This window comes from Thalassotalea sp. LPB0316, from assembly GCF_014898095.1.
Taxonomy (GTDB): Bacteria; Pseudomonadota; Gammaproteobacteria; order Enterobacterales; family Alteromonadaceae; genus Thalassotalea_G.
In genome coordinates this window covers 1-25983 of the sequence record NZ_CP062946.1, presented here as the reverse complement: position 1 = coordinate 25983, position 25983 = coordinate 1, and the positions used below count along the sequence as shown (strand labels likewise).

Sequence of the window (25983 nt, the reverse complement as noted above, 5' to 3'; positions counted from 1 at the left end):
TTAACCTGTATTAATCTACTAGCTTATTATTTGGATAGTTGGCTGCTAACACTTGCAGTGCATTAACACGTAAGTCTTCTAGGCCTAGTTCGTCGTAGCTTTTCACCATAATTTCTAACGCTGGTTCAAGCTCTGGGCTGGGTGCGAAGTTTTCTACAATATAACGGCCGCGATTAGCTGCTGAAGCAAATGCACCGCGTTTGATGTAATAGCGAGCTATCGCTAGTTCATATTTAGCCAAGCGCGACTTTATTGCAACCATGCGTTTGCGTGCATCAGCTGCGTACTTACTTTCAGGGTAATTGGTTAGGATGTGTTTTAAATCTTTAAATGCTTCACGTGAGGCTGTTGGATCTCTGTCATCGCGATCAATACCCGCTAAATCTTGGAATAAATTTTCCTCGGTACCAATATTGATTAATGCTCGCATGTAGTAAACATAATCAACTTGTGGATGGTTAGGGTTTAGCTTTAAAAAACGATCTGTTAGCGCGATACCTTGCGCAGCATCACCGCTTTTGTAATAAGCGTAAATCAAATCAAGTTGTACTTGATGTGAAATAGGGCCAAAAGGGAAGCGCGAATCAATCGCTGATAAAATTTGAATTGCTTTTTGGAATAGACCGCTTTCAAGAGCGTCTCGTGCATCAACGAAAAGGGCTTGTGCAGATTTATCTGGTACCACGTCAGCGTCATTATTATCTGATGAAGAACAGCCGGCTAAGCTAATAGTTAGCGCGACAATCATCGCTTTTATTGTCAAATTTTCCATATATTTCAGTATCACTACACGGTTTTGTTAAAATAAATTATGAAACCCCGGCTCGAGGGGGTAAAATACTAGCAAGCATTCTAACCTAGCAATCATGCCTTGCACAGTGCTAATTAATGAGAGTTTAATGGCTGAAAAAATTCAACACCAAAATATCGTCCCAGAATCTTGCTTAGGTAAGCGTTTGGACCAAACTTTAGCTCAAATGTTTCCTGATTATTCACGTTCTCGATTAAAAGATTGGATTTTAGCGGGTAATGTGATGCTAAATGGCAAAGTGATCACCAAAGCGCGTGAGAAAGTTGTCGGCGGAGAAAATATTGAAATAAACGCCGAAGTAGAAGCCGATATTCGCTTTGAACCGCAAGATATCCCATTGAACATTGTTTACGAAGACGATGATATTTTAGTGATCAACAAGCCGAAAGATTTAGTTGTTCACCCTGGCGCAGGTAACCCTGATGGCACTGTGTTAAACGCCTTGTTACACCATTGCCCTCAGCTCGATGTTGTACCTCGTGCCGGTATTGTCCATCGCCTTGACAAAGATACCACGGGGTTGATGGTTGTGGCGAAAACAATTGCGGCTCAAACCAATCTCGTTGAAGCACTCCAAGCGCGTGAAATAACGCGTGAATATGAAGCTGTGGCCAACGGAATCATGACGGCAGGAGGCACGGTTGATGAGCCGATTGGTCGTCATGGCACCAAAAGAACACAAATGGCGATATCGCCATTTGGCCGACCGTCGGTAACCCATTACCGCGTGATGGAAAAGTATCGCTTGCATACCCGATTGCGTTTGCGCCTAGAAACTGGCCGTACCCATCAAATCCGCGTGCATATGGCGCATATCACCCACCCATTAGTTGGCGATCCGGTGTATGGCGGTAGACCGCGTCCACCCAAAAATGCTACGCCGGAGTTACTAGAGTATTTGCGAAGCTTTAAGCGTCAAGCATTACACGCGACTATGTTATCGTTATTCCACCCGATAACCGGTGAGCAAATGACATGGCATGCGCCGATCCCTGAAGATTTCCAAAAGCTTGTCGATTTACTAAAACAAGACACGCAACTCAATGCAAAAGACGAATACTAATTCTGCGCTGATTTCAATTGATTGGCCAATACCTCAAGTATTGGCCTTTTCAACAACGCGGCAAACGCCTGATAACATCCACTCTAGTACCCCTCCTTTCAACGACTTTAATATCGCTTTACATGTTGATGATGATCCTGAGCAAGTTGCTGATAACCGAAAGGTTGTAGCGCAATTTTTGCCAGCACATTGCGCCATTCAATGGTTAGATCAGGTACATGGTGGGCGTGTTGAAGTGATTAAAACTGTCTCTCCTATACCGCCACACGCTGATGCAGCGATAACCCGTGAAAAGGGCGTCGCGCTTGCTATTATGACCGCAGATTGTTTGCCTATACTTATTGCCGATAAACAGGGCAAGGAAGTTGCGGCAATTCACGCCGGATGGCGGCCACTTAGTCAGTACATTATTACTAACACATTGGCGCAAATGAAGGCGTCACCAGATTCGCTATCTGTCTGGCTTGGGCCTTGTATTTCAAAAGCCTCTTTTGAAGTAGGTAAAGACGTTAAAGATATATTTGTTAACCAAAATAAAGCGTTAGAACAAGCGTTTAGTGATAAAGCTAGCGGCAAGTATTTAGCTGACTTACAAGCCATCGCTAAGCATCAGTTAATCGAAGCCGGCGTTAATGATATTAAATGTGATACGAGTTGCACATTACTTGAGCCACAGCGCTTTTTCTCTTATCGTCGCGATCGTCAAACAGGCCGTATGGTTAGTATTATTTGCATAAGATAAATGATGTTTTTTTAATCTAAATCAAACTCCTGAGTTGAATTTCTAAACAACTGCCCTCATTTTTATCCATAAGCAACGTAAGACCAGTAATATGGCCGTAAGGAGAAAATGAATGCGATTAGATAAACTCACTCAAGCCTTTCAACTAGCAATTTCTGATGCTCAGTCATTGGCATTGGGGAAAGATCACCAATTTATCGAACCTACCCACTTAATGCTCGCTTTATTGAATCAGCAAGGTGGTAGCACGGTTACTGTATTAAAAAGTGCCGGAATTAATGTAAACGCCTTAAGAGGCAAACTTGAAAAAACGCTCGAATCTTTTGCGCAAGTAGAAGGTGTTGGCGGAGAAGTTCAATTTTCAACCAATATGATCACCTTGCTTAATTTGTGCGACAAGTACGCGCAAAAATTAGGTGATAAATATATTTCATCTGAAGTCTTTGTTTATGCCGCAGTACACGACAAAGGTGTGTTGGGTCAAACCTTAAATAATTTAGGAGCGACAGAGAAGCGCATTAAAGATGCGATTGATCATGTTCGTCAGGGTGAAAATGTGAATGAGCAGAACGCTGAAGATTTAAGACAAGCACTCGATAAGTTCACCATCAATTTAACTGAGCGCGCTGAAGCTGGGAAGTTGGACCCTGTTATTGGCCGCGACGATGAAATTCGCAGAACTATTCAAGTGCTCCAACGAAGAACCAAAAATAATCCGGTGTTAATTGGTCAACCCGGCGTTGGTAAAACGGCCATTGCCGAAGGGTTAGCACAGCGTATTGTCAATGGAGAAATTCCTGAAGGCTTAAAAAATAAAAAAGTCTTATCATTGGATATGGGCGCACTAGTTGCCGGTGCAAAATATCGCGGTGAATTTGAAGAGCGTTTAAAGTCAGTGCTCAATGAACTTGCTAAAGAAGAAGGGCAAGTTATCTTATTTATCGACGAGCTTCATACTATGGTTGGCGCAGGTAAAACTGATGGCGCAATGGACGCTGGTAACATGTTAAAGCCAGCGCTTGCCAGAGGTGAGCTGCACTGTGTAGGCGCGACTACTCTTGATGAATATCGTCAGTACATTGAAAAAGATGCTGCGTTAGAGCGTCGCTTCCAAAAAGTGTTAATTGATGAGCCGAGTGTTGAAGATACAGTCGCCATTTTACGTGGTTTAAAAGAGCGTTATGAGCTTCACCATAATGTAGAGATTACTGATCCGGCGATTGTCGCAGCTGCAACCTTGAGCCATCGTTATATCAGTGACCGTCAGTTACCTGATAAAGCCATTGATTTAATTGATGAAGCTGCGTCGAGTATTCGATTGCAAATGGACTCGAAGCCGGAAAATCTAGATCGCTTAGAGCGTCGTATTATTCAATTAAAACTTGAGCAAAAAGCGTTAGAAAAAGAAAGCGATAGTGCCTCGAAACAGCGTTTGTCAGCGTTAACACAAGAGCTCGATGAAAATCAGGCGCAATACGACGAACTTGAAGAGGTGTGGAAAACCGAAAAAGCGGCTATTCACGGTACGCAAACCATCAAAGAAGAGCTAGAACAAGCCCGTATTGAGCTTGAGATGGCGAGCCGTAGTGGTGATTTGAATAAAATGTCTGAACTGCAGTACGGTAAAATCCCTGAGCTAGAAAAGCAGCTCGATTTGGCAAGTCAGGCTGAAATGCAAGATATGAACTTGCTGAAAAACAAGGTGACAGACGTTGAAATCGCCGATGTGTTGAGCCGAGCAACGGGTATTCCGGTATCAAAAATGCTCGAGCAAGAGCGCGAAAAGCTGCTGCGTATGGAAGATGAGCTACATCAACGCGTAGTAGGTCAAGACGAAGCGGTTGTTTCAGTATCAAATGCGATCAGACGTTCACGTGCTGGCCTTGCTGATCCGAACCAACCGATCGGCTCATTCCTGTTTTTAGGGCCGACGGGGGTTGGTAAAACGGAGCTAACTAAAGCGCTAGCGTCATTTATGTTTGATAGCGAAGAGGCTTTAATTCGCGTCGATATGTCTGAGTTTATGGAAAAACACTCAGTTGCACGGTTAGTTGGCGCGCCTCCAGGTTATGTTGGCTATGAAGAAGGTGGTTATTTAACCGAAGCAGTGCGCAGAAAACCTTATTCAGTGGTATTACTTGATGAGGTTGAAAAAGCACATCCTGACGTCTTTAATATTTTACTGCAAGTTTTGGATGAAGGGCGCCTTACTGATGGTCAAGGGCGTACAGTCGACTTTAAGAATACTGTGATTATTATGACCTCAAATATTGGCTCTGAAATCATCCAAACCTTCGGTGGTGATGAAAATTACGACGCGATGAAAGCGGGTGTTATGGCTGAACTTAGCAACCACTTTAAACCTGAGTTTATCAACCGTATTGATGAAACTGTTGTGTTCCACTCACTGCAAGCGGAGCAGATCCAACATATTGCAAGAATTCAGTTGAGCAATTTAGAAAAACGATTAGCTGATAATGGCTTAATACTTGACGTCACTGATGCGGCAATATCGTTAATTGCCGAAGCAGGGTTTGATCCACTGTTTGGTGCGCGGCCATTAAAACGTGCAATACAAAATGGTATTGAGAATCCTCTGGCACAAAAATTACTCGCGGGTGATTTTGAAAATAGAAATACCATCTCGATTGATCAACAGTCAGGTGAGTTGGTTATTCAATAGGTCTAAAGATTAAGTGAGAGATTTACTGCTATTATTGGCAGTAAATCTCGACTTGCTTTTGGCTCAATAATAATTGTTGTTGCTTTTCATCGTCACTCAAAACGTGCACTTGACCTTGGCTATCGGTGTACTGGACTTGATCAAAAGCACTGAGGGTTTTGATATTGTTCTGTGCGTCTTGGCAACGCTGCTCTATCGTCATTGATACGACAGAACTGGAGGCTGCTGTGTCATTGCCTGAAAAGTTTGCTGCAACAGGTGTATCTGGCGTTGTGTTTTGCACAGGTTCCGCAGATTTCTTGGCTCGGGAAGACATAGTAATAGTCGTGTAGTTATCATGTGCTGGTTGATGCTGGCTGAAATGAACCACATTGTTATCATCGACCCAACGATAAACCACAACATTTTGTCCAAAACAAAAGCTTGAAAAAACAACTAATCCTAAAACGTATTTTTTCATTGGCTTTATTTTCTCCATCTTTATGCTTTTTATCTGCAGTTTTTTACAAGTTCGCTTTAACTTATAACAATTCAACACACGGTTGACAAATATTTAGCAACATAAACGCTACATCTCGTCACGCTAATATGCTAAATTACTGTCAATTTTAGATAAGTTGAACACCTTTATGACACAACCTGAAAATGATTCGACGCCAAATCGTGGAATTTATTTATTACCTAATCTATTAACTACAGCGGGCTTGTTCTCAGGCTTTTACGCTGTTGTTTCATCAATGAATGGTCATTTTGTAAGTGCAGCCGTTGCGATTTTTATTGCGATGATCTTCGACGGCCTCGATGGTCGTGTTGCCCGTATTACCAACACACAAAGTGAGTTCGGCGCCGAGTATGACTCTATGGCCGATATGGTGTCGTTTGGTATAGCCCCAGGATTGGTCGCTTATAACTGGGCTCTTTCGGGGATGGGGAAGTTTGGTTGGTTGGCGGCTTTTGTTTTTGTTGCTGCAGCAGCGCTTCGTTTAGCGCGTTTTAATACGCAAGTTGGCGTTGCAGACAAGCGATACTTCCAAGGTTTGGCGAGCCCTGCGGCGGCTGGTGTTATTGCAAGTATTGTTTGGGTCGGTTCTGAGTACCAACTTTCAGGTCATGATTACGGGCTAGTTATGGGGATTGTTACTATTATCACCGGCTTACTTATGGTGAGTAACTTTCGTTATAACAGCTTCAAAGAAGTGGACTGGAAAGGCAAAGTCAACTTCCTTGTTGTACTATTTATCGTACTAGTTTTTGTGGTGGTTGCGTCAAGCCCTGCTGAATTGTTAATGGCGATATTTATCTTATACGCTCTGTCTGGACCAGTAACAACGATCCGCTCTGTTAAAAGGTTACGATTAGAGCACGTTGTTGGTGACGATCACGATGCTGATTTTGATAATGACAAAAAGTAGTGCCTAACCTATTTGTTTTTAAGCCAGCATAACTGCTGGCTTTTTACATTTTATATCTTAATTTGTAAAAATAATTACATCCGTCATTACGCCTTTTAGGTATGATTTAATTATCTGTTTCAATCTCGTTAAAAAAATAACATGAACAAATATTTCTTTTCCTGCATAACAATTGCGGCGGCATTTGTATCTCCATTCTTATTAGCAGAAGAAGCAGAGGAACAAAAAGCATTTGCGATAGCGCCTATTATTTCTTCGAGCCCCAATATGGGGACGGGGTTAGGGGTGACAAGTTCATATTTGTATAAAACTGATGAGCATAACCCAACATCACAATTAATGGGCTTTGCACAATATACTGATACCGACAGCTTTTCTATCGGTGGTCGCAATATGATGCACTTCGATGACGGTAAACAACGAGCTGTTAGCGCGGCGTGGATGTTACATATTAACAATGACTTTAATGGTGCGGAATTCACCAGTGAGATGTATGGTTTGTTTCACCGTCACAGTTGGGAGGTTGCAGAGAATTGGTTTGCCGGTATTCAGGGTATAGGAATGTTTAATAACTATACGGCAAATAACCAAGCTGGCGGAGACTTTCTCGCGCGCACTGGCGCAGAAGATAATCGCGTGTTTGGATTCGGATTCAATGCAATGTATGACACTAGAGATAATTTCTATTACCCAATGCAAGGTAGTATCTTTGAAGCAAACACCCTTACCTATTTAGAATCATTAGGTTCAGATGAAGACTATAATACACTAGAGCTGAAATACAGCCATTATATTACTGTCCGAGATAAAGATGTTGTCGCATTGGGATATTACGGGCGGTATGTTAGTGATGAAACACCTTACTCTGGGGAATCCTATTTAGGTAGAAGAAGTGCACTGCGTGGTTTTAATGTCGGTGAAATCTCAGGGCAACGATTAAGTGCGGTGCAAGCTGAGTATCGTTATCACATATCTGAGAAGTGGAAATTCGTCGGCTTTGCCGGGATGGCAAATATTCAAGGTGGCACAGCGCAAGAAAGTAACCGAGAAGGTCTATACTATAGTGCAGGCTTGGGGGTGAGATATGCCCTGCAGCCAAAAGACAAAGTTCATTTGCGTTTTGATGTCGCAGTAGGAAATGACGACAACCAAGGGTTTTATATTGGTCTGCAGGAAGCTTTTTAGCATAAATGAGAAATAATGAACATATATTGTCTGCTTTCTGAACGGTTGAACCAGAATTTATATTTTTTTCAATTTTACTGTTGACGTGACAAATAAAATCCCTAGAATGCGCATCCACTTCAACGGGGCAACCTACTGAAGAAATCTGATAAGCTTTACAAATGGAGCTTATCCTTTCATTCAATAATGAAAGCCTAGTTTTGATACGTTTAATTCGTCATAAGAAGAATTAAATAGCCAACAAAACTTATGAAAACAGTTTTCTAAAAATAACGAAAAAAGTTTTCAAAAAGTGTTGACATCAAAACTGAGACGCGTAGAATGCGCATCTCGCTTCGGGGCACTAACCACGAAGCATACAGCTTAAACGAATGCGATTTAAGTTAGCTACTTTAAGCAAGTAGCGTTCTTTAACAAATAGTTATCATGCAATTTGTGTGGGCACTCACATTAATAAATTCATATAAAGACCTAACGTTTCGTTAGGCAAATTTATCAATGTTGATGTTCACATAAAAACTTACATAGTTTTAATGTACAACAGAATTCATTGAGCCGTATCGAGAGATACACAAACGATTTTAATTGAAGAGTTTGATCATGGCTCAGATTGAACGCTGGCGGCAGGCTTAACACATGCAAGTCGAGCGGAAACGAGAAGTGCTTGCACTTCGGCGTCGAGCGGCGGACGGGTGAGTAATGCTTGGGAATATGCCTTTAGGTGGGGGACAACAGTTGGAAACGACTGCTAATACCGCATAATGTCTACGGACCAAAGGAGGGGATCTTCGGACCTTTCGCCTAGAGATTAGCCCAAGTGAGATTAGCTAGATGGTGGGGTAAAGGCCTACCATGGCGACGATCTCTAGCTGGTTTGAGAGGATGATCAGCCACACTGGGACTGAGACACGGCCCAGACTCCTACGGGAGGCAGCAGTGGGGAATATTGCACAATGGGGGAAACCCTGATGCAGCCATGCCGCGTGTGTGAAGAAGGCCTTCGGGTTGTAAAGCACTTTCAGTCGTGAGGAAAGGGTAGTCGCTAATATCGGCTATCTGTGACGTTAGCGACAGAAGAAGCACCGGCTAACTCCGTGCCAGCAGCCGCGGTAATACGGAGGGTGCGAGCGTTAATCGGAATTACTGGGCGTAAAGCGTGCGTAGGCGGATTGTTAAGCGAGATGTGAAATCCCGGGGCTCAACCTCGGAACTGCATTTCGAACTGGCAGTCTAGAGTATTGTAGAGGGTGGTGGAATTTCCAGTGTAGCGGTGAAATGCGTAGAGATTGGAAGGAACATCAGTGGCGAAGGCGGCCACCTGGACAAATACTGACGCTGAGGCACGAAAGCGTGGGGAGCGAACAGGATTAGATACCCTGGTAGTCCACGCCGTAAACGATGTCAACTAGCTGTCTGTGAACTTGATTCGTGGGTAGCGTAGCTAACGCGCTAAGTTGACCGCCTGGGGAGTACGGCCGCAAGGTTAAAACTCAAATGAATTGACGGGGGCCCGCACAAGCGGTGGAGCATGTGGTTTAATTCGATGCAACGCGAAGAACCTTACCATCCCTTGACATCCAGAGAATTTTCTAGAGATAGAATAGTGCCTTCGGGAACTCTGAGACAGGTGCTGCATGGCTGTCGTCAGCTCGTGTTGTGAAATGTTGGGTTAAGTCCCGCAACGAGCGCAACCCCTATCCTTACTTGCCAGCGGATGATGCCGGGAACTTTAAGGAGACTGCCGGTGATAAACCGGAGGAAGGTGGGGACGACGTCAAGTCATCATGGCCCTTACGGGATGGGCTACACACGTGCTACAATGGCGTATACAGAGGGCAGCGAGACCGCGAGGTGGAGCGAATCCCAGAAAGTACGTCGTAGTCCGGATTGGAGTCTGCAACTCGACTCCATGAAGTCGGAATCGCTAGTAATCGTGAATCAGAATGTCACGGTGAATACGTTCCCGGGCCTTGTACACACCGCCCGTCACACCATGGGAGTGGGTTGCAAAAGAAGTGGCTAGTTTAACCTTCGGGAGGACGGTCACCACTTTGTGATTCATGACTGGGGTGAAGTCGTAACAAGGTAACCCTAGGGGAACCTGGGGTTGGATCACCTCCTTATCTTGAAGAGTTTATCGTGTTGAGTGTTCACACAAATTGCATTGATAACGAAAGTGTTTAAGATGAAGCCTTTGGGGCTATAGCTCAGCTGGGAGAGCGCCTGCCTTGCACGCAGGAGGTCAGCAGTTCGATCCTGCTTAGCTCCACCACTTACTTCGTTGAGAAACTAAACATAAAAACTTAAGCGTAAGCTTTTATGTTTAGTTTCTGCTAAAGAAACACTGCTCTTTAACAATTTGGAAAGCTGATATATATCCTTAAACAAGAAATTGTTTAAAACCTCTTAATTAAGTGTCGCGCTTAATTAAGAATTCTAATTCAAGATACTCTATTGAGTACGTGAAAATGTCAGATACAACTTAGTTGTTGCTTAAAAGCTGTAAAGCTTTAAGGCGATAACGCTACATCAAGTTTGTCACGCGGTGTAGTTAAGTGTTTTACGTTAACGCCTTATGGCCTAACGCTTAAGACTTCTTGGGGTTGTATGGTTAAGTGACTAAGCGTATGTGGTGGATGCCTTGGCAGTTAGAGGCGATGAAAGACGTGTTAATCTGCGATAAGTCTAGGTGAGGTGATAAAAACCGTTATAGCCTAGAATGTCTGAATGGGGAAACCCAGTGCCATAAGGCACTATCTTTACCTGAATACATAGGGTAAAGAGGCGAACCGGGAGAACTGAAACATCTAAGTACCCCGAGGAAAAGAAATCAACCGAGATTTCGTTAGTAGCGGCGAGCGAACGCGAATTAGCCCTTAAGCTTGTGGGCGTTAGTGGAATGTTCTGGAAAGGACAACGATACAGGGTGATAGTCCCGTACACGAAGACAAACACAAGTGAAATCGAGTAGGTCGGCACACGTGAAATGTTGACTGAATATGGGGGGACCATCCTCCAAGGCTAAATACTCCTAACTGACCGATAGTGAACCAGTACCGTGAGGGAAAGGCGAAAAGAACCCCTGTGAGGGGAGTGAAATAGAACCTGAAACCGCATACGTACAAGCAGTGGAAGCCTTCGGGTGACTGCGTACCTTTTGTATAATGGGTCAGCGACTTATATTTAGTAGCAAGGTTAACCGATTAGGGGAGCCGTAGCGAAAGCGAGTGTTAACTGCGCGTTCAGTTGCTAGGTATAGACCCGAAACCCGGCGATCTACCCATGGGCAGGTTGAAGGTTGAGTAACATCAACTGGAGGACCGAACACACGTATGTTGAAAAATGCGGTGATGACTTGTGGGTCGGAGTGAAAGGCTAATCAAGCCGGGAGATAGCTGGTTCTCCCCGAAATCTATTTAGGTAGAGCCTCGGACGAACACCACTGGGGGTAGAGCACTGTTAAGGCTAGGGGGTCATCCCGACTTACCAACCCTTTGCAAACTCCGAATACCAGTGAGTGATATCCGGGAGACACACTATGGGTGCTAACGTCCGTAGTGAAGAGGGAAACAACCCAGACCGCCAGCTAAGGTCCCAAAGTACTAGTTAAGTGGGAAACGATGTGGGAAGGCTTAGACAGCTAGGAGGTTGGCTTAGAAGCAGCCACCCTTTAAAGAAAGCGTAATAGCTCACTAGTCGAGTCGGCCTGCGCGGAAGATGTAACGGGGCTAAACTAGTCACCGAAGCTGCGGATTCACACTATGTGTGAGTGGTAGGGGAGCGTTCTGTAAGCCGTTGAAGGTGTGTTGTAAAGCATGCTGGAGGTATCAGAAGTGCGAATGCTGACATGAGTAACGATAAAGGGGGTGAAAAACCCCCTCGCCGAAAGACCAAGGTTTCCTGTCCCATGTTAATCAGGGCAGGGTAAGTCGGCCCCTAAGGTGAGACCGAAAGGTGTAATCGATGGGAAACAGATTAATATTTCTGTACTTCTATATAATGCGATGGAGGGACGGAGCAGGCTAGGCAAGCATGGCGTTGGTTGTCCATGTGAAAGTAAGTAGGCTGAGAACTTAGGCAAATCCGGGTTCTTAAGGCTGAGATACGAGACGATGCTCTACGGAGCAGAAGTTGTTGATGCCATACTTCCAGGAAAATCTTCTAAGCTTCAGTTATATAGGAACCGTACCCCAAACCGACACAGGTGGTTAGGTAGAGAATACTAAGGCGCTTGAGAGAACTCGGGTGAAGGAACTAGGCAAAATAGTACCGTAACTTCGGGAGAAGGTACGCTCTCTAATGTGAATGACTTGCTCAGTAAGCATAGGAGAGTCGAAGTAACCAGGTGGCTGGAACTGTTTATTAAAAACACAGCACTGTGCAAAATCGAAAGATGACGTATACGGTGTGACGCCTGCCCGGTGCCGGAAGGTTAATTGATTGGGTTAGCATTTGCGAAGCTCATGATCGAAGCCCCGGTAAACGGCGGCCGTAACTATAACGGTCCTAAGGTAGCGAAATTCCTTGTCGGGTAAGTTCCGACCTGCACGAATGGCGTAATCATGGCCACACTGTCTCCACCCGAGACTCAGTGAAATTGAAATTGCGGTTAAGATGCCGTATACCCGCGGCTAGACGGAAAGACCCCGTGAACCTTTACTATAGCTTGACAGTGAACATTGCTCCTACATGTGTAGGATAGGTGGGAGGCTTTGAAGCATGCACGCCAGTGTGTGTGGAGCCATCCTTGAAATACCACCCTTGTATGCGTGATGTTCTAACCTAGGGCCCTTAGCGGGCTTGGGGACACTGTCTGGTGGGTAGTTTGACTGGGGCGGTCTCCTCCCAAAGCGTAACGGAGGAGCACGAAGGTTGGCTAAGTACGGTCGGACATCGTACGGTTAGTGCAATGGCATAAGCCAGCTTAACTGCGAGACAGACACGTCGAGCAGGTGCGAAAGCAGGTCATAGTGATCCGGTGGTTCTGTATGGAAGGGCCATCGCTCAACGGATAAAAGGTACTCCGGGGATAACAGGCTGATACCGCCCAAGAGTTCATATCGACGGCGGTGTTTGGCACCTCGATGTCGGCTCATCACATCCTGGGGCTGAAGTCGGTCCCAAGGGTATGGCTGTTCGCCATTTAAAGTGGTACGCGAGCTGGGTTTAGAACGTCGTGAGACAGTTCGGTCCCTATCTGCCGTGGGCGTTTGAGAATTGAAGAGGGCTGCTCCTAGTACGAGAGGACCGGAGTGGACGAACCTCTGGTGTTCCGGTTGTTATGCCAATAGCATTGCCGGGTAGCTACGTTCGGAACTGATAACCGCTGAAAGCATCTAAGCGGGAAGCAGGCTTTAAGATGAGTTCTCACTGGAGATTTAATCTCCCTAAAGGGTCGTTGGAGACTACAACGTTGATAGGCTGGGTGTGGAAGCGCTGTGAGGCGTTGAGCTAACCAGTACTAATTGCCCGTGAGGCTTAACCATACAACACCCAAGTGGTTTTACACCATGTTGTATGAAGACAAGTCACGTACTCAGAACTTGAATAGAATTAGATATCAGATTTCCAGATTGTAACGTTTTTAGTCTAGCGACAATAGCGTTGTGGTACCACCTGATCCCATGCCGAACTCAGAAGTGAAACGCAACTGCGCCGATGGTAGTGTGGGAGGTCCCATGTGAGAGTAGGTCATTGCTAGACACCTATTAAAAGAAAGGACCCAGCTACGGCTGGGTTTTTTCGTTTAACAGCATTGAATATACATGACCTACTCTCGAGTAGAGGAAAAACGGAAATTATCAAAGACAACAATTTGTCTTTGTACCGTTTTTTCACAGTAAGCTCTGCGCACTGTTAGCCAATTGCTAGACACCCATTCCAAAAACCCGCTTAATGAGCGGGTTTTTTCGTTATTGAGATTTGAACTTTTAGGTGAGCGACAATAGTGTTGTGATATCACCTGATCCCATGCGCTCATACCTCAGAAATGCAGAAGTGGCCGTTCCTTGCCATCCCTGGCTCCACGGCATTAGTGCATCCATGCACGTCAAACGCAACTGCGCCGATGGTAGTGTGGGAGGTCCCATGTGACTAAATTGTCTGGAACAATTTAGAACGCAAAGCGACCCAAAGGGTGGAGTACAGGACGTACGGAATAAAGTAGGTCACCGAAAACTGCGTCCATGCGTTTTCGGCATTAACCACATCCATGTGGCTTATTGCTAGACACCTATTAAAGGAAAGAACCCAGCTACGGCTGGTTTTTTTCGTTTATGTTTTTTAATTCTTTGTAGCTGTTTGGGGTCAGAGTCTGTGGACTCTGACCCTTATCTAGCCCGAAAGCTCTGCGCACTGTCAGCCAATTGCTAGGCACCTAAGAAAACATGTCATTCTCGCGAATGCGGGAATCTCCTAGATTCAACGTAAGCTTTGAAAGTTAACTCAAGGTACCGCTGAGCAGCGACTGGAGATCCCCTGTAACAACATCAGGGGATGACTCACTACCCTCCATAGAGAATATCAGGGCTTTTTTCTAGCCCTAAATTTAATATCCAAAACATGTCATTCTCGCGAATGCGGGAATCTCCTAGATTCAACGTAAGCTTTGAAAGTTAACTCAAGTAACCGCTGAGCAGCGGCTGGAGATCCCCTTTAACAACATCAGGGGATGACTCACGACCCTCCATAGTGAATTTCAGGGCTTTTTTCTAGCCCTAAATTTAATAGCCAAAACATGTCATTCTCGCGTATGCGGGAATCTCCTAGATTCAACGTAAGCTTTGAAAGTTAACTCAAGGTAACGCTGAGCAGCGGCTGGAGATCCCCTGTAACAACATCAGGGGATGACTCACGACCTTCCATAGAGAATAACAGGGCTTTTTTCTTGCCCTAAATTTAATAGCCAAAACATGTCATTCTCGCGAATGCGGAAACCTCCTGCATTCAACGTGAGCTTTTAAAGGTTAATTCAAGATACTCTGAGAAGAGGCTGGAGAACCCCTGTAATTAACCATTAGGGATGACTTATTTTGTTCATCAGAGGGTAATGAGGTCATCAGAGGAAGACGCAATTTGCTAGCTAGGAGATTACAATCGCTCATCCTTTGATTATTAGCTAGTTACTTCATTAGGTAGTTATCAAGAGTGCTTTAACAGTCTCAGAAATTCGGGTAATTAGCTATTTAATATCTAGATAAGAAAAGATGTTTTAACGTTGTGAGGGCTAATGTAATAGGTGCAAGTTACATTAGCTGAATAATGGGTATAAAAAAACCCGACGAGGTCGGGTTTTTTTGAATTTCTTTTTATCTACTTACCAATTGCGATAGTAAGTTGATTAAATGTTTTGATTTGGTCAATAACTTTTACTACGTGTTCGTATTGTGTGTTATCACCAGGGATCACTACAGCTGTGCTTGTTTCGTTTTTCGCTAGGAAGTTTTCAATACGTGCAGGTAAACGTTCGATGTCAACCATTTTACCGTTAAAGTTAACTAAACCTTGATCAGAAATCTTAACAACGATTGTTGGAGATGGGTTATCAGGTGGATTGTTATTCTTTTCTGGCTTTGAAATCATTAAGCCTTCTTCTTTAACGAATGAAGTCGTTACGATGAAGAAAATAAGCAAGATAAATACAATATCAAGCATTGGCGTCATATCTACGTCTGATTCTTCGACGTCATGACTTCGATTTTTTCTCGACATTTCTCGTTCCTGTAATTATTAGTTAAACGAAATTATTCGTATAAGATGTTTAACTATATGGGATGTTTATACATCGGTCAAATATAGCATATAGTTGCCATAGTATTTAAGCATTTATTTAATTATTTTTTAACTGAAAACTTTGTCGGACTTTCTAAGTGATTGTTGATAAAATTTCGGTATCAACCTAATGAGTAAAAAGTTTTAAAATGGCGATTAACTGGTTCCCTGGGCACATGCATAAAGCTCAGAAAGAGATTAAAGAAATACTTCCGCAAATCGATGTGGTTATTGAAGTTTGCGATGCTAGGTTACCTTTTAGCAGCGAAAATCCAATGATCACTGAAATACGAGGTGATAAGCCACTCATTAAGATTTTGAACAAGTCTGATTTAGCTGATGAGAATATTACCAAGTTATGGCTCGACTATTTAGCAAGCCAACATAATGTTCAAGCCATTGCATTGACAACAGATAACCCGAGTGTCGCGAAAACTATTCCAAGCTTAATTAGAAAGCTCGTACCACATAAGGACGAAGCAGGAAAACAAATTAACGCGGTTATCATGGGGATCCCAAATGTTGGTAAATCAACATTGTTAAATACACTTGTTGGTAAGGCCAAGGCGAAAGTAGGTAATGAGCCTGCGGTAACTAAAGGTCAGCAACGCATTCGTCTTGAAGAAGGTCTGTATTTATACGATACCCCAGGTATGCTTTGGCCTAAGATTGTTAATGAAAATAGCGGTTATCGATTGGCAATAACCAGTGCGGTAAAAGATACCGCATTTGATCATGAAGATATTGCCTGTTTTGCCGCTGATTATTTATTAGCAGCTTACCCAGAGCGACTCGCTGAACGATACAAGCTTGAAGATATGCCAGTAAGGGAAATAGAACTCATCGAAGAGATTGGTCGCAAGCGCGGCTGTGTGCGAAGCGGTGGCATGGTTGATTTTCATAAAGCTTCTGAAATCTTAATCAATGAAATTCGTGATAAAACCTTAGGTGCTATCTCTTTTGAAACCCCTGATATGGTAGAGCAAGAAATCGTTTATTTTGATGAATTGGAAGCTCAAAAAATAGCTGAACGTGAAGCGCGTAAAAAAGCGCGTGGTCGTGGTCGAAAGAATAAAAGGAAATAGTCATGAGTACTACTGAATCATTCAAGTTACATGAAATGCTTGAAGCCGATACGGTGTTTATTAAAGATTTACCACTTTGCCGTCTAGTTTTGATGAACAATGCTAATCACCCATGGTGCATTTTGATACCTCGCGTGGAAGACGTTGTCGATATTTACCAGATGGATTGGCAAGACCAACAACAGTTTCTAAATGAATCAAGTATGTTGTCTGAAGTGATGATGCAGTTATTTGGCGGAAAGAAAATGAATGTCGCTGCACTTGGCAATATTTGCCCTCAGTTACATGTTCACCACATTGTTCGATTCGAGCAGGATATTGATTGGCCTCACCCCGTTTGGGGGCGTAGTGAAATTGTCCATTATTCAACTCAGCAAACCCAAGATATCAAAGCGAAATTATTAAATGCACTCGATGCAATCGTTAAGTAATTTATTCGTCTAAAAACACTAGCCCTAACTATGAGGTGTGTTTTTAGACGCTATTTTGTAATGATTATTAATTGGCATTAATGGGTCATTAAAACAACGTTAATTGTCATGTTCTACTCCTATCTCCTGTTGTAATATTTTGATTAAAAAAACTATTGCAACAGGAGATATATATAATGGCAAACAACTCGTGGGTGAAAAGCACCCTATGCTTAGCTATGTCATTGCTAGCATTTAACGCGTTAGCGACAAGTGACACCACGCGCCCAAATATTTTAATTATTTGGGGCGATGATATTGGTATCGGTAATATTAGTGCCTACAGTGATGGTATTATGGGATATCAAACACCAAATATTGATCGCATAGCACGTGAAGGTATGCGCTTTACTGATTATTATGGTGATCAAAGCTGTACAGCGGGTCGTTCAACATTTTTATTAGGTCAATCAGGTCTTCGTACTGGTTTGACTAAAGTAGGCTTGCCTGGTGCCGACATGGGTATTCATGAACGCGATATCACCATGGCGACTATCTTCAAAGACAAAGGTTATGTCACTGGTCAGTTTGGTAAAAACCATTTTGGCGATCAAGATAAACATTTACCCACTAATCATGGCTTTGATGAATTCTTTGGCAACTTATATCACTTAAATGCTGAAGAAGAGCCTGAGCATGAAGACTACCCGAAAGATCCAGCTTTTCGTGAACGCTTTGGGCCTCGTGGCGTAATTCATTCTTTTGCGGACGGGCGAATTGAGGATACAGGTCCGCTTACGAAAAAACGTATGGAAACTGCAGATGAAGAATTTGAAGGCCATGCCGTTAAGTTTATTGAAAAAGCAAACAAAGCCAACAAGCCGTTTTTTGTTTGGTTAAATACAACCGGAATGCATTTTAGAACTCATCCCGCGCAAAAACATTTAGGTAAGTCAGGGCAAGGTTTTTACAACGATGTGATGGTTGCTCATGACGAGTTAGTAGGGCGTATGCTAGACAAGCTAGATGAGTTAAAAATCGCTGACAATACTATTGTCATGTATTCAACCGACAATGGGGTTCATTTTAATACATGGCCTGATGCTGGTGTAACTCCTTTTCGAAGTGAGAAAAACTCAAACTGGGAAGGTGCTTACCGTGTCCCTGCAATGGTTAGATGGCCAGGTAAAATCCCTGCAGGTGTTGTTTCTAATGAAATAATGTCACATCTAGATTGGATGCCTACACTTGTCGCGGCAACGGGTGATACAAGCTTGAAACAAGACCTGCTTGAAGGTAAACGTCGTTACAAAGGCAAAATTGCAAAGCTACATTTAGATGGTTATAACTTTTTACCTTATTTAACCGGTAAAGAACCCCAAGGTCCACGTAAAGTATTTCACTACTTAAACGACGAGGCACTACCTGTCGGTGTTCGTGTTGGTGATTGGAAAATTGTCTTTGCTGAAAACCGCGGTAAGCAAATGGGGGTTTGGTCCGAGCCGTTCGTCATGTTGCGTTTGCCTAAAGTGTTTAATTTACGCAGAGATCCATACGAACGTGCCGATGATAATTCAAACATGTACTGGGAGTGGGTGATTGATCGCGCGCCATATATTTATTTAGGTCTTGCAGAGACGGCTAAATTCCTGCAAACCTTTATCCCATACCCGCCCAGCCAGCGCTCAGATTCTTGGTCTGTTGAGAAGCTTACCGATAAAATTTTATCGCAAGTAAAAATTGATGGTGAGACAGCTAACTAAGTCATATTGATCAATAGTAGATGTTGGGGGCAGAGTTGGTCAGGTCTGGCCCCCAATTAATTTATTTTAGCTAATCGTGATCGAGTAATTGAAACAGCAGCTTTTTAACGTATTGCGTTTCAAATGGTTTGTCACACAACGCATCTACACCGTCTTGTTTAATATTGGCTAGATGGGTGTCATTGCTTTCACTTGTCACCATTAAAATTGGCAAATGAGATTGTCCGGAGCTAGTGCGAATGAACTGAGCTAATTCTCTGCCATCAACTTCTGGCATGTTATAATCAGTCACCACAAGATCGAACATCTGATCATTTAATATATTAATCGCTTCTTGGCCATCTGCCGCTTCAGTGACTTTAATTAAGCCTAAATTGTTGAGCACTTTTTTAATGTGTTTGCGCGCTAGATTACTGTCATCAACCAGTAGTACGCGAATATCATTAACATCGAATAGTTCTAAATCCATTTCTTCGACGTTTAAGATATCAACGGTATTTTTTAATGCCGCTTTAAGATGAGAAGATTCAAACGGTTTAGGCAAAATCGCAACAACACCGGCTTGCTTATATGCCTCTAAACTCTCACGCTTGATTTCACTACTCACCAACATAAATGGCGTGTCGGATAAGGCATCGTGATTGCGAATTTCATTGAGTAAATCAATGGCGCTACCGTCTTCAAAGTACATTGAGCTAGCAATTAAGTCACGTGGATGGGTATTCATGATTTCTAGTGCTTGCGTCTTACTTTTCGCCTCAGCCAAATCAATAATCCCTTGTTCTTTTAACTGCTTAACGATAATTTTTCGCTGAGTATCAGAGGGCTCAATCAATAAAATTGATAAGTCTGACAATGATACGCCTTCTACTGATGACACCATATTAACCGCCAATAAACTTTACTTTAAAGCCGCTCTTTTCAAGTACAGCCTTGATCTGTTCACGTTTGTCGCCTTGAATTTCAATTGTTTCGCCGACAACACTTCCGCCACAACCACATGTTTTCTTGAGTTTACTGGCTAGATCTTTAAGTGCCTTGGACTCAAGGCCTAAACCTGAGATAGTCATTACACCTTTGCCTTTACGGCCTTTTGTTTCTCTGCGTACTTTTGCTATGCCATCACTAGGAGTCACCGTTGGCTTTTTTTCTTCTTTTATTCGACCAAGATCAGTGGAATATACTAAATTATTTTCTTCATGCATAAGCAGCTACCTGTAAAAATTTGACGCACTTTGAAGGGTTTTCATGACATTGTCAATAATCTAGGTTAATCGATTGTTTTACCTTGATAAGTTGTAAGTATAGGATATAAAAAAGCCACCGTAATGGTGGCTTTTAAATTTAAGATAAAAATCTTAAAGTTTGCTTTCTAATTCCGGTAATGTGTCGAATAAGTCGGCAACTAAACCGTAATCAGCAACTTGGAAGATTGGTGCTTCAGGATCTTTGTTGATCGCAACAATAACTTTCGAGTCTTTCATACCCGCTAAATGCTGGATGGCACCAGAAATACCAACGGCGATGTATAGGTCAGGGGCAACAATTTTACCTGTTTGACCAACTTGCATGTCGTTAGGCACAAAACCAGCATCTACTGCTGCACGAGATGCACCAATCGCTGCACCTAGTTTGTCAGCAATACCTTCAAGTAACTTGAAGTTTTCGCCGTTTTGCATACCGCGACCACCAGAGATAACCACAGATGCCGCACCTAAGTCAGGACGCTCTGATTCAGTTAACTCATCACTAACGTGGCTCGAAATACCTGCGTCTGTTGCGTTTGAAAGTGCAACAACTTCAGCGCTACCATCTGTTGCAACCGCATCGAATGCTGTAGCGCGAACGGTAATCACCTTCTTCGCATCTAAACTTTGCACTGTTGCAATTGCGTTACCAGCGTATATTGGGCGAACAAATGTGTCAGCCGATTCAACACCAATGATGTCAGATACTTGGGCAACATCTAATAAAGCGGCAACGCGTGGCATAAAGTTTTTACCAACGCTTAGCGCAGTCGCTAAAATGTGATCGTAATCACCAGCAAGCTCAACAACTAAAGCACTAACGTTTTCAGCTAGCTGATGGCTGTAAGCTGCATTGTCAGCAACTAATACTTTGCGAACGCCGTTTACTTTAGCCGCAGCATCAGCAACAGCTTGACAGTTTTCACCGGCAACTAATAAATCAATGTCACCACCAATGGCTTGAGCTGCAGCAACAGTTTTTAAGGTATCAGCTTTTAATTCGCTGTTGTCGTGTTCTACGTATACTAAAATAGCCATTATGAGATCACCTTCGCTTCATTTTTTAACTTTTCAACTAACTCATCAACGCTCTCTACTACAATACCCGCTTGACGCTCTGCAGGAGGTGTTACTTTTAATAACGTAGCACGAGGTGATAAATCGATGCCGAAATCAGCTGCCGCTTTAACATCTAAAGGCTTGCGTTTAGCTTTCATGATATCTGGCAGTTTTGCGTAGCGTGGCTCGTTAAGACGTAAATCCGTAGTAACGATTGCAGGAAGGTTTAAAGCAACCGTTTGTAAACCACCATCTACTTCGCGAGTAACGTTAACTTTGTCACCTTCTACTTTTACTTCTGAAGCAAACGTACCTTGTGGCATACCGGTTAGAGCCGCGAGCATTTGACCCGTTTGGTTGTTGTCACTATCGATAGATTGCTTACCTAAAATCACTAAGCCAGGTGCTTCTTCTTCAACAACTTTTTGTAGAAGTTTAGCAATGTTTAGTGAGTCTAAGCTCTCTTCTGTGTCTATTTGAATGGCGCGATCAGCACCTAGTGCTAATGCTGTACGAAGTTGTTCTTGGCATTTTTTGTCGCCAATTGATACGGCAACGATCTCTGTTGCGGTGCCAGCTTCTTTCAAGCGAACGGCTTCTTCAACTGCAATTTCACAAAATGGGTTAATTGCCATTTTAACGTTAGTAAGATCAACGTCAGAGTTGTCAGGTTTCACGCGTACTTTGACGTTATAGTCAATCACACGTTTAATCGGGACTAATACTTTCATCATCGCCTCTGCTTGTTTCGTATAAAACTGTGTTTGAAAACTTTCCAGTGTGTTTTCTGGTTAGTGGTTATTTTTATATGGCATGAGAGCCTATCTGTACTTTGCCTTTACGTCAATGTTAACTCAGCCAAACCTAATGACATTTAGTATCAATTGACTGATATCAAGTAAATAGTTATTTACAGGATAGAATTTATCAGCAAATTATTTATAATAACTTGATACTATCAAACAAGTGTTTTAAATTCAAACGACCGTTTGAATTTATCTATTATTATAAAAAAGAGGTGAACTATGGAACGCGAATCGATGGAGTTTGATGTCGTCATCGTTGGCGCAGGTCCATCAGGCTTGGCTACGGCTTGTCGCTTAATGCAATTAGCACAAGAAAAAGAGCAAGAATTAATGGTGTGTGTAGTCGAAAAGGGCTCGGAAGTTGGTGCACACATTTTATCGGGTGCGGTCTTTGAACCTCGCTCATTAAATGAGCTATTCCCTGATTGGAAAGAAAAAGGCGCGCCGTTAAATACACCGGTGAAAGGTGATGATATTTATTTCTTTAGTGGCGAAGACAAAGCGACCAAGTTACCGGGTTTCGCTGTTCCGAAAACCATGCACAACGAAGGTAATTATATCGTCAGTATGGGTAACGTTTGTCGTTGGTTGGCCGAGCAAGCAGAAGAGATGGGTGTTGAAATTTTCCCTGGTTTTGCTGCTCAAGAAGTGATTTACAACGAAGATGGCTCTGTTGCCGGTATTTTAACCGGCGATATGGGCGTTGACGAAAACGGTAATGAAAAAGACTCGTTCATGCCAGGTATGGAATTACGTGCTAAATATACTGTCTTTGCCGAAGGTTGTCGCGGTCACTTAGGTAAAGAGCTTATTGCAAAGTTCAACCTAGATGAAGGTAAATCACCACAGCACTACGGTATTGGTTTTAAAGAAATTTGGACATTGATCCTGAGCTGCACCAAGAAGTTTAGTTGTTCATACTGCTGGTTGGCCGCTAGATAGCAAAACTGGTGGTGCGGTTATCTTTACCACGCAGAGAATAACCAAGTGTTTGTTGGTATGATCATCGATTTAAATTACTCAAATCCACATTTGAGCCCGTTTGAAGAATTCCAACGTTACAAACATCACCCAACCATCAGTCAGTATCTAAAAGGTGTAAGCGTGTTTCATACGGCGCGCGTGCCTTGGCTAAAGGCGGCTTTAACTCATTGCCTAAACAATCGATGCCGGGCGCTATTATGGTCGGTTGTGATGCTGGTACGATTAACTTTGCCAAGATCAAAGGTAATCACACCGCGATCAAAACCGGTATGTTAGCGGCTGAAACCATTGTCGATGCGCTCGTTGCTGGTGATGAAGGCGGTAAAGATTAACCACTTACGAAGAAAACTTCAAAGCATCTTGGTTATATGACGAGTTATACAACACGCGTAACTTTGGCCCAGCAATGCATAAGTTTGGTACTTTCTTAGGTGGTGCGTATAACACGATTGATCAGAACTTCTTTGGTGGTAAATTACCATTTAATTTCAAAGATGAATCACTTGATCATGAGCAATTGATGTTAGCAAGTGAAGCACCTGTTATTCAGTATGCTAAGCCTGACGGCGTGTTGAGTTTCGATCGTTTATCTTCGGTATTTTTATCCAACACCAACCACGAAGAAGATCAGCGTTGCCACTTAAAGCTTGCTGATGCAACGATTCCGATGACGGTTAACTTAGAGAAATACGCAGAGCCTGCGCAACGCTATTGCCCAGCTGGTGTTTATGAAATCCAACCGTCGGAAGAAGGTGATAAGTTTGTGATTAACTCGCAAAACTGTATTCACTGTAAAACGTGTGACATTAAAGATCCAAGCCAAAACATTACTTGGGTTACGCCAGAAGGCGCTGGTGGTCCAAACTACCCAAATATGTAGCACTAACCTGCCTCAGGTGTTAAATCATTAAAAAAGCCCGTAATCATCGATTACGGGCTTTTTGTTTCGGGGTCAGAGTAAAACAATTTGGGGTCAGAGTCATTTGACTCTGACCCCTTCATAATTACTGACCTTTAACTTCTTTTAAACCGTTAAATACCGCTTTGTCGCCTAAGAACTCTTCGATACGTAATAATTGGTTGTACTTAGAAACGCGATCAGAACGACATAATGAACCCGTTTGATTTGACCTGCCGCTTACCAACGGCTAAGTCAGCAATTGTTGCATCTTCTGTTTCACCACTGCGGTGTGAAATAACCGCCGTATAACCGGCATCTTGGCCATTTTATTGCCGCTAATGTTTCGGTTAATGAGCCAATTTGGTTGAACTTAATTAAGATTGATTACCAATACCTTGCTCATACCACGGGCTAAAATCTTAGTGTTAGTTACGAATAAGTCATCACCAACGATTTGAACTTTGTCGCCAATTAAATCTGTTTGGTACTTAAAGCCATCCCAGTCAGATTCATCTAAACCATCTTCAATTGAGATGATTGGGTATTGTTCACATAATGACGCTAAGAAGTCAGAGAATTCGTTAGACGTGTATTTCTTGCCTTCACCTGCTAAGTCGTAAATGCCTTCTTCTTTGTTGTAGAACTCAGAAGCGGCACAGTCTAATGCTAATGTGATGTCATCGCTTGTGTCGCTTCTTTGATTACAGCTAAAGCGTCTGCATTTGATTCTAGGTTAGGAGCAAAACCACCTTCGTCACCCACAGCTGTGTTCATGCCTTTTGAAGAAAGTACTTTCTTTAATGCGTGGAAGATTTCAGCACCCATACGCAAAGCTTCTTTAAAGCTTTGCGCGCCAACTGGTTGAATCATGAATTCTTGAATATCAACGTTGTTATCAGCGTGCTCACCACCGTTTAAGATGTTCATCATCGGCAGTGGTAAAGAGTATTGACCAGGTGTGCCGTTAAGATCAGCAATGTGTTCGAATAACTGTACGCCTTTTGCCATTGCCGCAGCTTTCGCGTTTGCTAATGACACAGCTAAAATTGCGTTAGCACCGAATTTTTCTTTGTTTTCAGTACCGTCTAAATCAATCATGATTTTATCAATGTTTGCTTGGTCGAGTGCGTCTTGACCAATTAACGCTTGTGCGATTGCATTGTTCGCAGCGTCAACGGCTTTTAAAACACCTTTACCTAAGTAGCGAGCTTTGTCGCCATCGCGCAATTCTAGTGCTTCACGAGAACCTGTTGATGCACCTGATGGCGCAGCAGCACGACCCCAAGCACCAGATTCAAGATAAACGTCAGCTTCAACGGTAGGGTTACCACGAGAGTCCATCACTTCACGAGCAATGATCTTAGCAATTTTCGACATTGTTTTTCCTCATACACGTCGCCCTTGCTTGGGCATTAACTTAATTTTTAATAAAAAAACCGTAGCTGGGCTACGGTTCTTTGCTTAGTTTGATTCTTGTTTGCTGTACTCAAATGAAGCGGCAACAAAACTTTCAAATAACGGATGTCCATCGCGAGGCGTTGAGTTGAACTCAGGGTGGAACTGTCCGGCAATAAACCATGGGTGATCTGGAATTTCTATCATCTCAACCAATTTTCTTATCAGACGATAAGCCAGAGAAAACTAAGCCAGCGTTTGCTATTTTTTCTCTTAAGGTATTATTTACCTCATAACGGTGCGGTGTCTTTCATAAATTGTTTCACTGCCGTATACGTCGCAAGCTTTGTACCTTTCACCAGGTGGCACAATTGTGAACCTAAGCGCATAGTACCGCCTAAATCCGATGATTCATCACGGTATTCTACTTGGCCTTCTTCGTCTAACCACTCGTTAATTAAGCCAACCACAGGGTATGGCGTTTCAGGGTTAAACTCGGTTGAATGAGCGCCTTCTAGCCCAGCAACATTGCGGGCAAATTCGATTAAGGCAACTTGCATACCTAAACAAATACCTAAGTATGGCACTTTGTTTTCACGGGCGTATTTGGCCGCAGCAATTTTACTTCGACACCACGCTCACCAAAACCACCAGGTACTAGGATTGC

Annotated in this window: 18 protein-coding genes, 1 tRNA gene, 3 rRNA genes and 3 pseudogenes; 13 read left to right on the top strand and 12 right to left on the bottom strand. The window is 43.1% G+C overall.

Features of this window, described 5'->3' with window-relative positions:
• Positions 1–10: 10 nt before the first annotated feature.
• Positions 11–772 carry an outer membrane protein assembly factor BamD gene (locus tag LP316_RS00110; protein ID WP_193022098.1) on the bottom strand — a complete coding sequence of 254 codons (762 nt, stop codon included), beginning with the start codon at positions 770–772 and terminating at the stop codon, positions 11–13.
• Positions 773–899: 127 nt separating this feature from the next.
• Between LP316_RS00110 and rluD the strand changes: the two genes are divergently transcribed.
• The 3 genes from rluD to clpB all read left to right on the top strand — a co-directional run bounded on the left by rluD (position 900) and on the right by clpB (position 5299).
• Positions 900–1874: a 23S rRNA pseudouridine(1911/1915/1917) synthase RluD gene (rluD, locus tag LP316_RS00105; protein ID WP_193022097.1), complete on the top strand. Its 975-nt coding sequence runs from the start codon at positions 900–902 to the stop codon at positions 1872–1874.
• A complete protein-coding gene (gene pgeF / locus LP316_RS00100) occupies positions 1855–2616 on the top strand; it encodes a peptidoglycan editing factor PgeF (protein WP_193022096.1) in 762 nt (253 codons plus the stop codon). The genes rluD and pgeF overlap by 20 nt, the downstream gene beginning before the upstream one ends.
• Positions 2617–2728: 112 nt before the next feature.
• The gene (gene clpB / locus LP316_RS00095; protein ID WP_193022095.1) at positions 2729–5299 is read left to right on the top strand and encodes an ATP-dependent chaperone ClpB; all 2571 of its coding nucleotides are present in this window, start codon (positions 2729–2731) and stop codon (positions 5297–5299) included.
• A gap of 31 nt (positions 5300–5330) precedes the next feature.
• On the opposite strand, the gene LP316_RS00090 is transcribed toward clpB, so the two are convergent.
• Positions 5331–5759, bottom strand: a complete 429-nt coding sequence (locus tag LP316_RS00090; RefSeq protein WP_193022094.1) for a DUF4124 domain-containing protein — start codon at positions 5757–5759, stop codon at positions 5331–5333.
• A 169-nt stretch (positions 5760–5928) separates the two neighbouring features.
• Here LP316_RS00090 and pssA point away from each other — a divergent pair, with 169 nt between their 5' ends.
• From pssA to rrf, 6 genes are all read left to right on the top strand, one after another.
• Positions 5929–6711 (top strand): CDP-diacylglycerol--serine O-phosphatidyltransferase, encoded by a 783-nt coding sequence (gene pssA, locus LP316_RS00085; protein WP_193022093.1) that lies wholly within the window; start codon positions 5929–5931, stop codon positions 6709–6711.
• 141 nt (positions 6712–6852) lie between these two features.
• Positions 6853–7896, top strand: a complete 1044-nt coding sequence (locus LP316_RS00080; protein WP_193022092.1) for a BamA/TamA family outer membrane protein — start codon at positions 6853–6855, stop codon at positions 7894–7896.
• Positions 7897–8478: 582 nt separating this feature from the next.
• Positions 8479–10019 (top strand): 16S ribosomal RNA (locus LP316_RS00075).
• A 73-nt stretch (positions 10020–10092) separates the two neighbouring features.
• Positions 10093–10168 (top strand) — tRNA-Ala (locus LP316_RS00070).
• 337 nt (positions 10169–10505) lie between these two features.
• Positions 10506–13382, top strand: a 23S ribosomal RNA gene (locus LP316_RS00065).
• A gap of 102 nt (positions 13383–13484) precedes the next feature.
• Positions 13485–13599 (top strand): 5S ribosomal RNA (rrf, locus tag LP316_RS00060).
• Together the 16S, 23S and 5S rRNA genes with 1 tRNA gene alongside form the textbook arrangement of a ribosomal RNA operon.
• Before the next feature lie 1608 nt (positions 13600–15207).
• Here the strand turns inward: rrf and LP316_RS00055 are convergent.
• The gene (locus tag LP316_RS00055) at positions 15208–15606 is read right to left on the bottom strand and encodes an ExbD/TolR family protein (RefSeq protein WP_193022091.1); all 399 of its coding nucleotides are present in this window, start codon (positions 15604–15606) and stop codon (positions 15208–15210) included.
• Positions 15607–15815: 209 nt separating this feature from the next.
• Between LP316_RS00055 and ylqF the strand changes: the two genes are divergently transcribed.
• From ylqF to LP316_RS00040, 3 genes are all read left to right on the top strand, one after another.
• Positions 15816–16751 carry a ribosome biogenesis GTPase YlqF gene (ylqF, locus tag LP316_RS00050; RefSeq protein ID WP_193022090.1) on the top strand — a complete coding sequence of 312 codons (936 nt, stop codon included), beginning with the start codon at positions 15816–15818 and terminating at the stop codon, positions 16749–16751.
• Between the two features lie 2 nt (positions 16752–16753).
• A complete protein-coding gene (locus LP316_RS00045) occupies positions 16754–17182 on the top strand; it encodes an HIT domain-containing protein (protein WP_193022089.1) in 429 nt (142 codons plus the stop codon).
• 176 nt (positions 17183–17358) lie between these two features.
• Positions 17359–18924: an arylsulfatase gene (locus LP316_RS00040; RefSeq protein WP_193022088.1), complete on the top strand. Its 1566-nt coding sequence runs from the start codon at positions 17359–17361 to the stop codon at positions 18922–18924.
• A 70-nt stretch (positions 18925–18994) separates the two neighbouring features.
• Here LP316_RS00040 and LP316_RS00035 read toward each other — a convergent pair whose 3' ends face one another.
• The 4 genes from LP316_RS00035 to LP316_RS00020 form a co-directional block, all read right to left on the bottom strand.
• Positions 18995–19807 carry a response regulator gene (locus LP316_RS00035; protein WP_193022086.1) on the bottom strand — a complete coding sequence of 271 codons (813 nt, stop codon included), beginning with the start codon at positions 19805–19807 and terminating at the stop codon, positions 18995–18997.
• A gap of 1 nt (position 19808) precedes the next feature.
• Positions 19809–20129 (bottom strand): stress response translation initiation inhibitor YciH, encoded by a 321-nt coding sequence (locus LP316_RS00030; RefSeq protein ID WP_193022085.1) that lies wholly within the window; start codon positions 20127–20129, stop codon positions 19809–19811.
• 153 nt (positions 20130–20282) lie between these two features.
• Positions 20283–21209 (bottom strand): electron transfer flavoprotein subunit alpha/FixB family protein, encoded by a 927-nt coding sequence (locus LP316_RS00025; RefSeq protein WP_193022084.1) that lies wholly within the window; start codon positions 21207–21209, stop codon positions 20283–20285.
• The gene (locus LP316_RS00020; RefSeq protein WP_193023760.1) at positions 21209–21961 is read right to left on the bottom strand and encodes an electron transfer flavoprotein subunit beta/FixA family protein; all 753 of its coding nucleotides are present in this window, start codon (positions 21959–21961) and stop codon (positions 21209–21211) included. Before LP316_RS00020 ends, LP316_RS00025 begins: the two co-directional genes overlap by 1 nt.
• A gap of 294 nt (positions 21962–22255) precedes the next feature.
• Here LP316_RS00020 and LP316_RS00015 point away from each other — a divergent pair.
• Positions 22256–23900, top strand: a pseudogene (locus LP316_RS00015) (electron transfer flavoprotein-ubiquinone oxidoreductase).
• A 124-nt stretch (positions 23901–24024) separates the two neighbouring features.
• Here the strand turns inward: LP316_RS00015 and LP316_RS16165 are convergent.
• The 5 genes and pseudogenes from LP316_RS16165 to LP316_RS00005 all read right to left on the bottom strand — a co-directional run.
• Entirely contained in the window at positions 24025–24165 is a 141-nt protein-coding gene (locus tag LP316_RS16165; RefSeq protein ID WP_413470662.1) for a hypothetical protein, read from the bottom strand.
• A pseudogene (locus LP316_RS16160) lies at positions 24119–24251 on the bottom strand (hypothetical protein). Before LP316_RS16160 ends, LP316_RS16165 begins: the two are co-directional and overlap by 47 nt.
• 40 nt (positions 24252–24291) lie before the next feature.
• Positions 24292–24543 carry a hypothetical protein gene (locus tag LP316_RS16155; RefSeq protein ID WP_413470679.1) on the bottom strand — a complete coding sequence of 84 codons (252 nt, stop codon included), beginning with the start codon at positions 24541–24543 and terminating at the stop codon, positions 24292–24294.
• 44 nt (positions 24544–24587) lie between these two features.
• Positions 24588–25298, bottom strand: a complete 711-nt coding sequence (gene eno / locus LP316_RS16150) for a phosphopyruvate hydratase (RefSeq protein WP_413470661.1) — start codon at positions 25296–25298, stop codon at positions 24588–24590.
• 84 nt (positions 25299–25382) lie between these two features.
• Positions 25383–25980, bottom strand: a pseudogene (locus tag LP316_RS00005) (glutamine amidotransferase-related protein); the annotation flags it as partial.
• Positions 25981–25983: the final 3 nt, after the last annotated feature.